At 59.5% G+C, this 14993-nt stretch carries 14 protein-coding genes; 13 read left to right on the plus strand and 1 reads right to left on the minus strand.

Annotation, left to right across the window (positions count from 1 at the left end; all coding sequences use genetic code 11):
• Positions 1 to 84 precede the first annotated feature (84 nt).
• Complete coding sequence (locus tag ACZ41G_RS04275) at positions 85 to 1302, minus strand: NADP-dependent isocitrate dehydrogenase (protein ID WP_015450531.1); 1218 nt, start codon at positions 1300 to 1302, stop codon at positions 85 to 87.
• A gap of 198 nt (positions 1303 to 1500) precedes the next feature.
• On the opposite strand from ACZ41G_RS04275, the gene ACZ41G_RS04280 reads away from it, so the two are divergent.
• The 13 genes from ACZ41G_RS04280 (at position 1501) to ACZ41G_RS04340 (ending at position 14934) form a co-directional block, all read left to right on the plus strand.
• Complete coding sequence (locus tag ACZ41G_RS04280) at positions 1501 to 2622, plus strand: GuaB3 family IMP dehydrogenase-related protein (protein ID WP_033505563.1); 1122 nt, start codon at positions 1501 to 1503, stop codon at positions 2620 to 2622.
• Between the two features lie 130 nt (positions 2623 to 2752).
• Entirely contained in the window at positions 2753 to 3259 is a 507-nt protein-coding gene (locus tag ACZ41G_RS04285; protein WP_015450533.1) for a hypothetical protein, read from the plus strand.
• A gap of 55 nt (positions 3260 to 3314) precedes the next feature.
• Entirely contained in the window at positions 3315 to 5372 is a 2058-nt protein-coding gene (locus ACZ41G_RS04290; RefSeq protein WP_321046441.1) for an AMP-dependent synthetase/ligase, read from the plus strand.
• 3 nt (positions 5373 to 5375) lie between these two features.
• Positions 5376 to 5858, plus strand: a complete 483-nt coding sequence (locus ACZ41G_RS04295; protein WP_015450535.1) for a peptide deformylase — start codon at positions 5376 to 5378, stop codon at positions 5856 to 5858.
• A gap of 233 nt (positions 5859 to 6091) precedes the next feature.
• The gene (rpsB, locus tag ACZ41G_RS04300; RefSeq protein WP_015450536.1) at positions 6092 to 6907 is read left to right on the plus strand and encodes a 30S ribosomal protein S2; all 816 of its coding nucleotides are present in this window, start codon (positions 6092 to 6094) and stop codon (positions 6905 to 6907) included.
• 85 nt (positions 6908 to 6992) lie between these two features.
• Positions 6993 to 7871: a translation elongation factor Ts gene (gene tsf / locus ACZ41G_RS04305; protein WP_033505567.1), complete on the plus strand. Its 879-nt coding sequence runs from the start codon at positions 6993 to 6995 to the stop codon at positions 7869 to 7871.
• A gap of 236 nt (positions 7872 to 8107) precedes the next feature.
• The gene (gene pyrH, locus ACZ41G_RS04310) at positions 8108 to 8848 is read left to right on the plus strand and encodes a UMP kinase (protein ID WP_015450538.1); all 741 of its coding nucleotides are present in this window, start codon (positions 8108 to 8110) and stop codon (positions 8846 to 8848) included.
• A 90-nt stretch (positions 8849 to 8938) separates the two neighbouring features.
• The gene (gene frr, locus ACZ41G_RS04315; RefSeq protein ID WP_015450539.1) at positions 8939 to 9493 is read left to right on the plus strand and encodes a ribosome recycling factor; all 555 of its coding nucleotides are present in this window, start codon (positions 8939 to 8941) and stop codon (positions 9491 to 9493) included.
• Between the two features lie 84 nt (positions 9494 to 9577).
• On the plus strand, positions 9578 to 10561 hold the full coding sequence (locus ACZ41G_RS04320; protein ID WP_464144658.1) for a phosphatidate cytidylyltransferase: 984 nt from the start codon (positions 9578 to 9580) through the stop codon (positions 10559 to 10561).
• 89 nt (positions 10562 to 10650) lie between these two features.
• On the plus strand, positions 10651 to 11847 hold the full coding sequence (gene rlmN, locus ACZ41G_RS04325; RefSeq protein ID WP_464144660.1) for a dual-specificity RNA methyltransferase RlmN: 1197 nt from the start codon (positions 10651 to 10653) through the stop codon (positions 11845 to 11847).
• 117 nt (positions 11848 to 11964) lie between these two features.
• Positions 11965 to 12735, plus strand: a complete 771-nt coding sequence (hisF, locus tag ACZ41G_RS04330) for an imidazole glycerol phosphate synthase subunit HisF (protein ID WP_015450542.1) — start codon at positions 11965 to 11967, stop codon at positions 12733 to 12735.
• A gap of 193 nt (positions 12736 to 12928) precedes the next feature.
• Positions 12929 to 13351, plus strand: a complete 423-nt coding sequence (hisI, locus tag ACZ41G_RS04335) for a phosphoribosyl-AMP cyclohydrolase (RefSeq protein WP_464144662.1) — start codon at positions 12929 to 12931, stop codon at positions 13349 to 13351.
• Complete coding sequence (locus ACZ41G_RS04340) at positions 13348 to 14934, plus strand: chorismate-binding protein (protein WP_412170329.1); 1587 nt, start codon at positions 13348 to 13350, stop codon at positions 14932 to 14934. The genes hisI and ACZ41G_RS04340 overlap by 4 nt, the downstream gene beginning before the upstream one ends.
• Positions 14935 to 14993: the final 59 nt, after the last annotated feature.

Below are 14993 nucleotides of genomic sequence, written 5' to 3' on the forward strand. Positions count from 1 at the left end.
TGCCCACGTATGGTATACCTTACCGGATACAGCAATGCCCGGGAACAAGATGTTCCCGGGCAATACCTCCACGAACGGCTCGGGTTACTCGGCGAGCGCCCGAGACAGCTCCTCGTCGAGAGCGTCCATGAAGCCTTGGGTGTCAAGCCATGGCTGGTCAGGACCGACGAGCATGGCGAGATCCTTGGTCATACGGCCGGACTCCACGGTGTGGACGATCACATGCTCCAGGGTTTCGGCGAAATGCGCCACTTCAGGCGTGTTGTCCAGCTTGGCGCGGTGCTTGAGGCCACCGGTCCAGGCGAAGATGGAGGCAATCGGGTTGGTTGAGGTCTTTTCTCCCTTGAGCCAACGACGGTAATGCCGGGTGACGGTGCCGTGCGCCGCTTCGGCTTCGACGGTCTGGCCGTCCGGTGTCATGAGCACAGACGTCATGAGGCCGAGCGAACCGAAGCCTTGGGCGACGCTGTCGGACTGGACATCGCCGTCATAGTTCTTACACGCCCAGATGTACCCGCCGTGCCATTTCAGCGAGCTCGCCACCATGTCATCGATGAGACGATGCTCGTAGGTCAGGCCTTCCGCGGCGTACTGGTCCTTGAACTCGGTTTCGAAGACCTCGGCGAAGATGTCTTTGAATTCGCCGTCGTACGCCTTGAGAATCGTGTTCTTGGTGGACAGATACACCGGCAGGTGACGCTGCAGGCCGTAGCGGAAGCATGCTCGCGCGAATCCGCGGATGGATTCGGCCACGTTGTACTGCACCTGCGCAACGCCGGCACCCGGGTAATCGAAGACCACATGCTCAATCGGCTCGCTGCCGTCGTCCGGGGTGAAGGTGACCGTCAAGCGGCCGGGGCGATCGACCTTGAAATCGGTCGCCTTGTACTGGTCACCGAACGCATGACGCGCGACAACAATCGGCTTGGTCCAGCCGGGAACGAGCCTCGGGATATTGGAAATCACAATCGGCTCGCGGAAGATGGTGCCGCCGAGGATGTTGCGGATGGTGCCGTTGGGTGACTTCCACATCTTCTTCAGACCGAATTCCTTGACCCTGGCCTCGTCCGGGGTGATGGTTGCGCATTTGACGCCGACATGTTCGCGCTTGATGGCGTTGGCCGCATCGATGGTCACCTGGTCGTCGGTGGCGTCTCTGTTCTTGATGCCCAGATCGTAGTATTCCAAGTCGATGTCGAGATAGGGGAGGATCAGACGATCTTTGATATCCTTCCAGATCACGCGGGTCATTTCGTCTCCGTCGAGCTCGACGACCTTGCCTTCGACCTTAATCTTGGCCATGAATTGCCCTCCTCACGGGGTTGTGAAGGTTATGCGATATCTTATTCATACCGCAAACCCATAACGAATGTGTGCCCGCGTCCACGATGTTGGACACTTCCGCCGCTTGAGCCGCTTCGAACGCCACGATGCTGCATCAAGCTTCAGCTGGTGGAAGCTTGATGGCGTTCGTCACGAGTTCGCATTAGCCTTGAAACCATGTCTCAGGAAATTGAAATCGGTCTGGGCAAGAAGGCCCGGCTCGCATACTCTCTGGATGATGTCGCCATCGTCCCGTCCCGCCGTACGCGCGATCCGCAGGACGTCAGCACGGCATGGCAGATTGACGCCTACGAGTTCGACATACCGGTCATCGCCGCGCCGATGGATTCGGTAACGAGCCCGGAAACGGCCATCGAAATGGGTCGTCTCGGCGGACTCGGTGTCCTCGACCTCGAAGGCTTGTGGACGCGGTATGAAGATCCCAAGCCGCTTCTCGACGAAATCGCCACGTTGCCGGAAAGGCAGGCGACCCGTCGCATGCAGGAAATTTATGCCGAGCCGATCAAGCCTGAGCTGATCACGCAACGCCTTCACGAGATCCGCAAGGCGGGCGTGACCGTCGCCGGCGCGTTGAGCCCGCAGCGTACGCAGGAATTGTATTCCACCGTGATCGAAGCCGGCGTGGATCTGTTCGTGATCCGCGGCACTGCGGTGTCGGCGGAACATGTGTCCACTGATCATGAGCCGCTCAATCTCAAGAAGTTCATTTACGACCTTGATGTCCCCGTCATCGTGGGAGGCGCCACGAATTACACCGCGGCACTGCATCTGATGCGCACTGGCGCCGCGGGTGTGCTCGTCGGCTTCGGCGGCGGCGCTGTCTCGGGAACGCTCAACACCATTGGTCTTCAAGCCCCTATGGCCACGGCCATCGCGGATATTGCCGAAGCAAGGCGCGACTACATGGACGAATCCGGCGGACGGTATGTCCAGCTCATCGCCGACGGCGGCATGGGCTCGTCGGGCAACTTCATCAAGGCTTTTGCACTCGGCGCCGACGCGGTGATGCTGGGTTCGCCGCTCGCCCGCGCGACCGAGGCCCCCGGTCATGGCATGCATTGGGGTTCCGAGGCACGGCATCAGACGCTTCCGCGAGGCAAACGCACCAATGTCGGTACCGTCGCCCCGCTCAAGGAGATTCTGTATGGGCCCAGCCATCAGGCTGATGGTACGACCAATTTCATCGGTGCGCTTCGCCGTGCCATGGCGTCCACGGGTTATGTGGACGTGAAGAATTTCCAGCGTTGCTCGGTGGTCGTTACCTCCTCCGGTCGCTGACCGAGGCAAGTTATCCACATATCCACAAATCCCGTCATGCCGGTTGACATGGCGGGATTTTTCTGTTCCCCTTGAATAGCCATCCGGCAACAGGCCGGCGAGCAATGAAGCCCGGAAGGGGGAACACCATATGAACGACAGCACCGAACTGTGGACATACCGGTACGAACGCAATCTGCCCAGAATGGAGGGCAATATCACCGTAGGCTCCTTTGGGGTCACGGTTCCCGTGCGTATCGTCGGCTTCTTTCCCGAAGCCCCCGACACGTACAGTGTGAAATTCTGCCAGGAATACGCATTCCTCGTCTACAACATGGCGTGCATGCTCGCCGACACCTATCGCGGCCGCGGCGTAACGCCCTTATTACGCAAACATCTGGCGCCTCAATGCATCGAACGTCTTGAATTCATGTGGCAGCTGGTTGGTTGCTATGACATCCTCAATCTCGAAGATGAGAAAAACGCGATGATCAAAATGGTTCCACCTATGCCGCAATGGATCCATTTCGCGCTGGTGACCAGTGAGCTCATGGAATGCACGGTCAACGTCAACATCGGCACCATTGTGTTCCATTCGATGCTTGTCTTCCGCCGCAAAGCAAGCCGGTGGATTTGCGACCTCGCGGACATTGGCTGACAAATCCCAGCGAACATCCATGTTCCAAGCAAGCCATAGGACTATAATTGAACACATGCTGAAAGAATTTTCTGTTGATCCGGTCTATCAGACCACGGATGACGATACGGTCTACTCGCTCCTCGCGAAGCGTGCGCAACGCGATCCGCAAGGAGCGATAGCCGAATGGCAGAGTGAACGCGACCGTGTATGGCATACGGTCAGCGCACAGGAGATGGATGACCGTGTCCGCGCGGTCGCCCGCGGTCTGTTGGGTATCGGCGTCAAGCACGGCAGCATGGTGGTTATCTACTCCGCCACCTGCTACGACTGGGCGATCGTGGACTTCGCATGCTCGGCGATCGGTGCGGTCACCGTACCGATTTACGAGACGGATTCCGCCAAGCAGGCGGCAGGCATTGTCCAGGATGTCAAGCCAATCATCGCATTCGCCGGCGATGAATCGCATGCCCATACGCTTGACGTCATCCGGCGTGACAGCCCTGACCTGACCTACGTGTTCAATTTCCAGACCGATGGGCTTAACGCCGTCGTTGATTTCGGGGAATCCGTCACCGATGACGAGCTCGCCCTCGCGATGGGCAAGGTCAAGGCTGACGACGTGTCGACCATTGTGTACACCTCAGGTTCGACGGGCAAGCCCAAAGGCGCCATGCTCACCAGCCGCAACTTCACCCACATCGTCTATGCTGGCTACGATGTGCTCGACGAGATGCTGTACCAGCCCAGCCGCCTGCTGCTGTTTCTGCCGCTGGCACACTGCTTCGCCAGGTACATCCAGTACACCGCGATCGGCGCCCAGGGCGTGGTTGGGTATATCCCTACCGCCAAGCATCTGCTCGCCGATCTGCGCAGTTTCAAGCCAACGTATCTGCTCGGCGTGCCGCGCGTGTTCGAGAAGGTTTACAACGCGGCTTCGCAGAAGGCCGGCGCAGGCTTCCAGGGCCGTGTGTTCGCCAAGGCGTTCAAGCATTTCGTCCAATGGTCGAAGGATGAGGACGAGCACCAAGGCCGTCATACTTTGGGGGAGCGGATCCACCATCGTTTCTACATGGCCACGGTCGGCAAATCGATGCGCTCCGCACTCGGCCCGAACCTCAAGTATCTTGCCTGCGGCGGCGCGCCCATCAACGCCGACCTCGCCCATTTCTTCAACGGTATGGACGGCATTACCTTCATCCAGGGGTACGGCATGACGGAAACCGCAGCTCCGTGCGTGGTCAACTTCGAAGACGCGAACAAAGTAGGTTCGGTCGGCCGCCCCGGCCCCGGCATCGCCATCAGGACGCTGGACGACGGAGAAGTCGAAATAAAAGGCCCGAATGTGTTCAAAGGCTATTTCAAGCAGCCTGAACTCACCGCTGAAGTCCTTGAGCCCGACGGCTGGCTGCACAGCGGCGATATCGGATATATCGACGACCGCGGATTCCTGTTCATCACTGGCCGCAAGAAGGATATCATTATCACCGCGGGCGGCAAGAACATCAGTCCGGCACCGTTGGAGGACACGATCAACACCTGCCCGATCGTCTCGCACACCGTAGTGATCGGCGATGGACGGCCGTTCGTGGCGGCACTCATCGCGCTCGACGAAGAGATGACCCGTGATTGGCTGAAGAACCAAGGTATGGATGCCGAGATGCCAATGGAACAAATCGCGAACAACGATGCTGTCAGGGCGTTCGTGCAGCAGTACATCGATCAGGCGAACAGCTCCGTCTCCCGTGCGGAATCGGTGCGCAAGTTCGCCATTCTTCCCGATGATTTTAGCCAGGACGCCGGCACGCTTACCCCGAGCATGAAAGTGGTGCGCAAGAAGGTCATCGAGCGTTACGACGATATCATCGAGCATGTCATCTACACGCCGAAAGGCCCATCCGTACCGATTCCCGCGACCGTGAAACTGTTTGACAAGACCGCGGAAACGGTGTCGCAGGTCTCTGAGACCGTCAGCCCGAAGGTTAAGCAAGCGATTGACCAGGCCAAGTCGAATATGGCCGAACTCCGCGCCAAGCGGCAGGGCGAAAGCTCCGACGAGGAACTCGCTCAGGGCACGGATGCCGAGACCCAAGACAACGGCACTGAGAACACTAACGAGACAGAGGAGAAGTGACAATTGGCAATCCGAGAGATTCGAGTAATTCCCGACCCCATCCTGCGCACCCCGTGCGATGAGATCACCACAATCACGCCGGCAATCCGCCGTTTGGTGCAGGATCTGCTCGACACCGTCGACGATCCCGGTCGCGCCGGACTTTCAGCGAACCAGATCGGCGTGGGTCTGCGCGCCTTCTCATACAACATCGAAGGCAAGGTCGGCTATGTCCTCAACCCGGTAATCGAGGACAAGCAGGGCGAACAATACGGCGATGAAGGCTGTCTGTCCGTACCCGGCTTGTGGTACAAGACCCGTCGCGCCGATTACGCCCGGGTGCGCGGCATCGACCTCGACGGCAAAACCGTCGTGCTCGAAGGCAAGGGTATCATGGGAAGAATGTTGCAGCATGAGACAGACCACCTCGACGGCCATATCTATCTGGACCGGCTGGAGAAAAGCGAGCGCAGGGCCGCAATGAGGCAGTTGCGCGGCGAACGCTGATCTGGCGGTTGATTGTGTGATGGCACGGATCGGGAAATCCCCGGTCCGTGCTATTATTTTGCCCCGTGCGCCACATCGCTTCCGTGCAAGTCGCGCAGCTAGGAAGCACCCATTGTCCAACCGGCGCATAATTCGCGTCATGTCCGCGACGCCCCGTGTCGGTCGGCCTAGTATCAGGTTGCACGCGGAGGCACATGGCCAGGCAATAACCGACAATGAAAGGTAGCAGTACCATGGCTCAGATCACTATGAGCGACATGCTGAAGGCCGGTCTCCATTTCGGCCATCAGACCCGCCGTTGGAATCCGAAGATGAAGCAGTACATCCTCATGGAGCGCAACGGCATCCACATCATCAATCTGTTCAAGTCCCTTGATCTGATTGACGTCGCCTACGACTTCATCAAGGAAACCGTTGCCCACAACGGCACGGTTCTCTTCGTGGGCACCAAGAAGCAGGCGCAGGAAGCCATCAAGAACCAGGCGACCCGCGTCGGTATGCCGTATGTCTCCGAGCGCTGGCTCGGCGGTATGCTCACCAACTTCCAGACCGTGTCCAAGCGCGTCGCCCGTCTCAAGGAACTCGAAGAGATGGACTTCACCGACGTGCGTGGTTCCGGCCTGACCAAGAAGGAACTGCTGCTGCTTGAGCGCGAGAAGGACAAGCTGGAGAAGCAGCTTGGCGGTATCCGCAACATGAACCGCACTCCTTCGGTGCTGTTCGTCGTGGACATCAACAAGGAAGCGCTGGCCGTCTCCGAAGCCCACAAGCTGGGCATCCCGGTGGTCGCCATCGTTGACACCAACACCGACCCGGATCTGGTTGATTACCCGATTCCGGCGAACGATGACGCGATCCGCGGCATCGAACTGCTCACCAGCCTGATGGCTGATGCCGTCGCCGACGGTCTGCTCGAGCGTTCCGGCAAGGCGGCCAAGGCCGATGACAAGTCTGAGCAGCCGATGGCTGCTTGGGAGAAGGAGCTCCTGACCAAGGACGCCCCGACTGCCGAAGCCGAAGAAGCCAAGAGCGAAGAGCCCAAGGCCTGATTCGCGGCATTTGTTATCCTAGGCGGCGGGAGACCAACCATCTCCCGCCGCTGGGTATCACTTCAAAATCAAGAGGAGACAACACATGGCAGCTATCACTGCAGCTCTGATCAAGCAGGTGCGTGAAGAAACCGGCGCCGGTATGATGGATGTGAAGAAGGCTCTTACCGAAGCCGAAGGCGATGTCGCCCGCGCCAAGGAAATCATCCGCGCCAAGGGCATCGCGGCAGCGGGTAAGCGCGAAGGCCGCAAGGCCCAGGAAGGCACCATCGCGTCTAAGGTCGTCAAGACCGCGGACGGCGAGGTCGGCTACGCTGTTGAGATCAATTCCGAGACCGATTTCGTGGCAAAGACCCCGAAGTTCGTCGAGTTCGCCGAGTCCGTGCTGGACGCAGCCATCGCCGCCGACGCGAACAACGTGGACGACGTGCTTGCAGCCAAGACCGCTGACGGCGATGTCAAGCTGGACATCGAACAGGCCGCCGCGCTCTTTGGCGAGCATGTCAAGGTCGGCCAGTTCGCCAAGATCGCCGGACCTCATGTCGAGATCTACGCGCATCGCAAGTCCGCCGAAATGCCGCCATCCATCGTGGCCCTCATCGCCACTGACGAAGCCGGCGAAAAGGTCGCTCACGAGGCCGCGCTGCAGATTTCCGCGATGAGCCCGCGCTGGCTCACCCGTGAGGACGTCGATCCGACCGTTCTCGAGTCCGAGCGTCGTATCGCGACCGAGAAGACTTCGGATGAGCTCGCCGCCAAGGGCAAGCCGCAGGCCGTCATCGATAAGATCGCGCCGAAGATCGTCGAAGGCCGTCTCAACGCCTTCTACAAGGAAGCGGTGCTTCTGGATCAGGATTACGTCAAGGATCCGTCCAAGACCGTCGGCAAGCTGTTCGACGAAGCCGGTGCGAAGGCGATCGCTTTCGCCCGTATCGAAGTCGGCAAGGGCGACGAAGAGGACTGACCCTCTGACAGCCCGCCCCGTGCCATCACCTGAAGGTCGGGGCTACGGACGCGAACCGATACCCGCCGTAGTCAGTTTCAAGCAACTGCCCGCGGCGGGTTTTCCTATCTATGGTGGTTTGTGATATTCCCAATGCGGTGATGCAAGACCCGCGGGCGAGTCGATGCACGTCTGTCGTTCATCGACGCTACAGTGGTTAGGCGGCAATGATAAGACAGGCACAGAAAGGCCCAAATATGACTGGCACGGATAAGCCACGCAGGGTGTTGCTCAAGCTCTCAGGCGAAGCGTTCGGCGGGGGAGCAGTCGGCATTGATACGAAGGTGGTGCGGCGCATCGCCCAGGAAATCGTTCCCGCAGTACGTCAGGGTGTTCAGGTAGCCATCGTCACCGGCGGCGGCAACTTCTTCCGCGGAGCAGAACTTCAACAGGCCGGCATCGATCGCAGCCGCGGCGATTACATGGGCATGCTCGGCACCGTTATGAACTGTCTCGCATTGCAGGACTTCCTCGAGCAGGAAGGCCAAGCCACCCGTGTGCAGACGGCCATCGCCATGGGGCAGGTCGCCGAGCCGTATATCCCGCTCAAGGCCATCAGGCATCTGGAAAAGGGCCGCGTGGTGATTTTCGGCGCCGGCGCCGGCATGCCCTATTTCTCAACTGACACGGTTTCCATCCAGCGTTCCTTGGAAATCCATTGCGACGAGGTGCTGATGGGCAAGAACGGCGTCGACGGTGTCTATACCGCAGACCCGCGCAAAGTCGAAAACGCGCAGCGTTTCGCCACGCTCAGCTACAATCGCGCCCTTGTCGACAACCTCGCTGTCATGGACGCGTCCGCATTGTCCATGGCACGCGACAACCGCAAGCCGATCCGCGTATTCGGGCTCGAGGAGCCGGGCAATGTCACCAAGGCCCTGCTCGGTGAACAGCTCGGCACGCTCGTGTCAACCGCCCAATCGACGCTCGTCGACTGAACATCAAGGGTCGTGCGCCGATTCGACGCCGCATGACGATACAATAAGAACAACCAGTCGTTCAACGACGAATCCGCCAAAGGAGATAGCATGGCCACAGTCATCGAACAAGCCAAGGAACAGATGGGAAAGTCCGTCGAAGCCACCAAGGAGAACTTCACCGGTATCCGTACCGGGCGCGCGAACCCGGCGCTGCTCAACGGCCTGACCGTCGAGTATTACGGCGTGCCTACGCCAATCAAGGCCGTCGCCACCATCGGCGTTCCAGAGCCGCGTACTCTGGCGGTCACTCCTTATGACGCCTCACAGGCGAACGCCGTCGAAAAGGCCATCCGCGACTCCGATCTCGGCGTCAGTCCCCGCAGGGAGGGCAGCGTCATCTATGCGACCATGCCCGAGCTGACCGAGGAACGCCGCAAGGAGTATGTGAAGATCGCCAAGACCAAGGCCGAAGAGGGCAAGGTGGCGGTTCGTAACATCCGTCGCAAGGCCAAGGAAACCATCGACAAGTCCGTCAAGGACGGCGATATGGGCGAGGACGACGGCGATCGCCAGCTCAAAGAGCTTGACAAGATCACCAAGCAGTTCACGGACGAACTTGATTCTCTGCTGGAAACCAAGCAGAAGGAGATTATGGAGGTCTGAGGACCCCTACACGACGGGCCTCGATCATGCCGTATACACGGATGTCGGGGCCCGTTTCCGATGGTGAGCCGATAAGGGATGATGATGGACAAACATGTAGAGCATGGCGGCAACGCCGACGAAACGATAGAGGAAATCAACAAGAAGACGGGTCGCAACATGCCCCAGGCGATTGCCACGGCCGTCGTGCTGATCGCGATCATCATCGCATGCTTGGCGATCAGCATGGACGTGTTCATGGTGTTACTCGTCGTCTTCATGATCCTGGCCTTGTGGGAGCTTCGAGTCGATTTCGCGATTGCCGGCATGCACATCCCTGTGGTGATGCTGTGGATTTGCTCAACGGTCACCCTGCTGGCAACCTACTATTCGCCTTGGCATGTGTCGACAATGGCCTTGTGCATCATGCTCTCAATCGTGCTCGTCGCACTGAGCGCCACCGCGAATTTCAGCTTCGGAGACCGGCTGAGCATGGAGGTTGAGCGGAAACTCGCGCAGACAAACGCCGGGGCACGGCTCGAATCCTCCTTCAATCACGGTTCCGCCACCGTACAGCACAGCCGGCTGACCAGTGTGGCGGTCTCCGTGTTCGCAGTGTTGTATATCCCCTTGATCGCCTCGTTCATCGCATTGTCGCTGACTTTCCACGGCCATGCTTTCGCCCATGCCATCATGATTGTGTTCCTGCCCGCGTTGAGCGATACCGGCGGCTTGTTCGCCGGCGCTTGGTTCGGCAAGCACAAACTGTCTCCACGTATTTCCCCCAAGAAATCGGTGGAAGGGCTGCTCGGCTCGATTCTGTTCGCCATGGCGGGCGCGTTCGCCATCTTCGCATGCACCTACCCGTCTCTGTGGGCATCCCGCTGGTGGGTGCCGATCGTGGTCGGCATCCTCATGGGTATCGTGGGCACGTTCGGCGATTTGTGTGCATCCATGCTCAAGCGCGACATCGGCATCAAAGATATGGGCCATCTGCTCAAAGGTCACGGCGGGGTGATGGACCGCGTCGATTCCATTCTGCTGACCGCCCCGTTCATGATGGCGTTGCTGTATGTCACCGGCTTGTAACCTGATACGCCGCTGGCATCATCAATGACAGCATTCCATGAGTACACCCGCAATACAAGAACCAAGCAACACAACTGACAGGAGCATGTATGGCTACGCACGATGACGGCGATGTGAACTCGGGTCAGACACCGGAAACCGGTATCACACCCGGAGGCACCACTGGCGCATTCCGCGATGTGCTCGCCAAGGACCATGCCCGGCGCGGCAAACCGCCGGTTCATCTGGTCGATATGAGCCCCGAGGAACGCGTGGCTGCGGCGAAAGCCATCGGCATGCCCAAATTCCGTGTCAAGCAGCTCGCCAACCACTATTTCGCGCATTTCGACACGGATGTCGAATCATTCACCGATTTTCCGTCGAAACTCAGCGCCACCGCGCAGGAGGCTTTCTTCCCGGAACTCATCCATGAGGTCACGCACCAGAGCGCAGACGAGGGAACGACAATCAAGATGCTGTGGCGCTTGTTCGACGGGGCCATGATCGAATCCGTGCTCATGCGATACCCGAGTCGCACCACCTTGTGCATCTCAAGCCAGGTCGGTTGTGGGATGGGCTGCCCATTCTGCGCCACGGGCCAGCTCGGACTGACGCGCAACATGTCGACCGGCGAGATTCTCGAGCAGGTGCGCATCGCGGCGAAAACCGCTCGCGACGGCGGCATCACCGGGGGTCCGTGCCGATTGAGCAATGTCGTGTTCATGGGCATGGGCGAGCCGATGGGCAACTACCGTTCCGTCATCAGCGCAGTCCGGCAGATCAGCGCGATGCCTCCGGAGGGGTTCGGCATCTCCGCACGCAACATCACCGTCTCAACGGTCGGCGTCGTGCCCGGCATTCGAAAACTCGCCCAAGAGGGGCTGCCTGTCCGCCTTGCGGTGTCGTTGCATGCCCCCAGCGACGAGCTGCGCGATGAACTCGTCCCGATGAACCGCAGGTTCAACACCACCCAGGTGCTCGATGCCGCTCATGACTATTATCTGGCGACCAAACGCCGAGTGAGTATCGAATACGCACTGATGCGGGGAATCAACGACCAGGCGGAACATGCCCGACTACTCGCGAAACGATTGAACCACTACGGCGATGATTGGGCGCATGTCAACCCAATTCCGCTCAACCCTATCGAGGGATCGAAGTGGACCGCGTCTAAACCGGAAGACGAGCGCCAATTCCTTGACATCCTGCACCACGCAGGCATCACGGCGACCCTGCGGGACACACGTGGACAGGATATCGACGGTGCGTGTGGGCAACTTTCAGCGAAATACAGGAAAACCGCTTGAAACGAACCGAATTCGGATTGCGCGCCCACTTCGTGAGACGGATCGCCGGATTGCTCTAGCCCAACGGCTATGGTGTGACGTGTAGGCAAGCTTCACCCTTCACACAAGGAGTCGCATATGGCATTGGCGGTTCGCGTTATTCCGTGCCTCGACGTCGACGCAGGTCGTGTGGTCAAGGGCGTGCATTTCGAGAACCTCCGCGATGCAGGTGATCCAGTGGAGCTTGCAGCCGAATATTATCGTCAGGGCGCGGATGAGCTCACCTTCCTCGATGTGACCGCCTCCACAGGGCATCGTCGCACCATGTTCGACGTCGTCAACAGGACGGCCCAGCAACTGTTCATCCCGCTTACCGTGGGTGGTGGAGTCCGTTCCGTCGACGATGTAGACCAGCTTTTGCGGTGCGGCGCCGACAAAGTCAGTGTCAACACTGCGGCAATCAACAATCCGACGCTAATCAGCGATATTTCCCAGCGTTTCGGTAGCCAGGTCCTAGTGCTTTCTGTGGATGCCCGTCGCGAACGCGGCGAGCAGCACACGCAGTCCGGTTTCGAAGTGACGACCATGGGCGGCCGCCATTCCACCGGCATCGACGCGTTGTGGTGGGCCCGCCGGGCCCAGGAACTTGGAGCAGGCGAAGTACTGCTGAACTCAATGGATGCTGATGGAACCGAGAACGGATTCGATCTCGAGATGATCCGTGCGATGCGTTCGCAGGTCACCATACCGATTATCGCCAGCGGCGGTGCCGGCAAGGTGGAGGATTTCCCACCCGCCATCGAGGCCGGAGCCGATGCGGTCCTCGCAGCGTCAGTCTTCCATTACGGGAAGATGACGATTGGCGAAGTCAAAGCCGAGCTGCGCAAGGCCGGCTATACGGTTCGCTGACCCAACAGCATTCCGAGGATACGTTGAGACATCCGGATATGGCCGTAACGCAATCAGGCCAGTCCACCATCCCGGAGTTCCTCTCATGTTTTCTTCAGTACCCGCTTTCCGCACCGGCGGACGGGAAATCCCTCGCCGATGCTTGGCGACAATGACATCCCAACAACAAGCCAACAGACAGGGAGCGAAACCCATGGCATCGAATGGCAATGGTCCACAGCCGCAATACGACAACAGCACCGCGCTCGACCCAAGAATCGCCGCAAGACTCAAACGCGATGACAAAGGACTTGTCGCCGCGGTCATCCAGCAATACGACACGCGTGAAGTGCTGATGGTCGGTTACATGAACGATGAGGCTCTCAGACGCACACTCACCACCGGGCGGGTGACGTTCTGGTCCCGCTCACGACAGGAATACTGGCGCAAAGGAGACACGTCCGGACATGTCCAGTATGTCAAGGCGCTGAATCTCGATTGTGACGGCGACGCCATCCTCGTCGAGGTCGATCAGGTCGGAGCGGCATGCCACACCGGCAAGAGGTCATGCTTCGAACAGGGCGGTCCACTGCCGGTGGTCGTTGGATATCGCGCGAAGGAGCAGGAACAGCAATGAGCACGTGCAGCGTAACCAACCTGAGATGGGGCGAAACTTGGCCGGACCGCCGCCAATTCCACGAGCTGGCTGACCAAGGGTACCGTGTCATTCCCATTGTGCGCAGGTTGCTTGCCGATTCACTGACACCTGTGGGATTCTACGAACGGCTCGCCGGTGGAGCAAGCGGCACGTTCATCCTGGAATCCGCGGAATATGGCGGATCGTGGAGCCGGTACAGCTTCATCGGTGTACATTCCATGGCGCAATTGCGTTCCGACCACGGCCAAGCCAGCTGGTTAGGCACTGTGCCCAAAGGCATCCCCACGAGCGGCGATGTCGCCGAAGTCGCTCATGCCACTCTGCGAGCGCTCAAGGCGCCTAACGTCGAGGGGCTGCCGAACCTGACCAGCGGGCTGGTCGGCACGGTCGGCTGGGATGCCATCAGGCATTGGGAGCCGACGCTCAGCGCGAACGCGCCCGATGAGACCGGTCAGCCGGAAACGGTGCTGGCACTGGCCACCGATATCGCCGTCATCGACCATGTGAACGGTTCGGTGTGGCTGATTGCGAACGCCGTCAACATGGATGATTCGCCTACCCGTGCCGACCTCGCCTACGATCGCGCCGTCGAGCGTCTGAACACGATGGAGCGCAAGGCCGCAACCCCCGCCGAGGGCGAATCTCGGGTCAATGTCCTCGACCCGAGCGTCCCCAAGCCGGAACTTAGGTTCCGTACGCCCAAGGACCAGTACGAGCGCGCGGTCGAACGCGCCAAGCAGCATATCATCGACGGGGACGTGTTCCAGGTCGTCATCTCGCAGCGTCTCGACATTGATTCCCCAGCCGATCCGATTGATGTCTACCGGGTGTTGCGCACGCTCAATCCGAGTCCATACATGTACTTCTTCGCGTTGACGGACGCACAGGGCCGTGATTTCAATGTCGTCGGTTCGAGCCCGGAAACCCTGATCAAAGTGGACGACGGCCATGCGATGACCTTCCCAATCGCAGGATCGCGACCACGTGGCGCCACCCCAGAAGAGGACGCCCGTCTGGAACAGGAACTGCTTGCCGATCCGAAGGAACGCAGCGAGCACATCATGCTTGTCGACCTGTCCCGCAACGATCTGAGCCGCGTATGCGTCCCCGATAGCGTGGAAGTCGTCTCCCTGATGGATATCAAACGGTTCAGCCACATCATGCACATCTGTTCGACGGTGACAGGCACGGTCAGCCCGGACAAAACCGTATTCGATGTCTTCACCTCGGCGTTCCCGGCGGGCACGTTGTCGGGAGCACCGAAGCCCAAGGCGATTGACATTATCGACCAGCTCGAACCCGCAGACCGCGGTATTTACGGTGGAACCGCCGGATACTTCGATTTCAGCGGCAACATGGATATGGCCATCACCATCCGCACCGCCTTCATCCGCGACCATCAGGCCTCGGTGCAAGCGGGCGCCGGCATCGTACTCGACTCCGTGCCAGCCAACGAGTGGCAGGAGACACGCAACAAAGCCGAGGCCAGCGTCGAAGCGATCCAGATTGCCGCGCAATTGCGTTCGTTGCAACCAGAGGATCCACGCCATGTACGGGGATGAGCTGCGACGCGTCCACGCGCACGCCGATGTCCCGGTATGCGGGAATCCCCGTGGAATGA

The organism is Bifidobacterium porcinum (assembly GCF_055378475.1).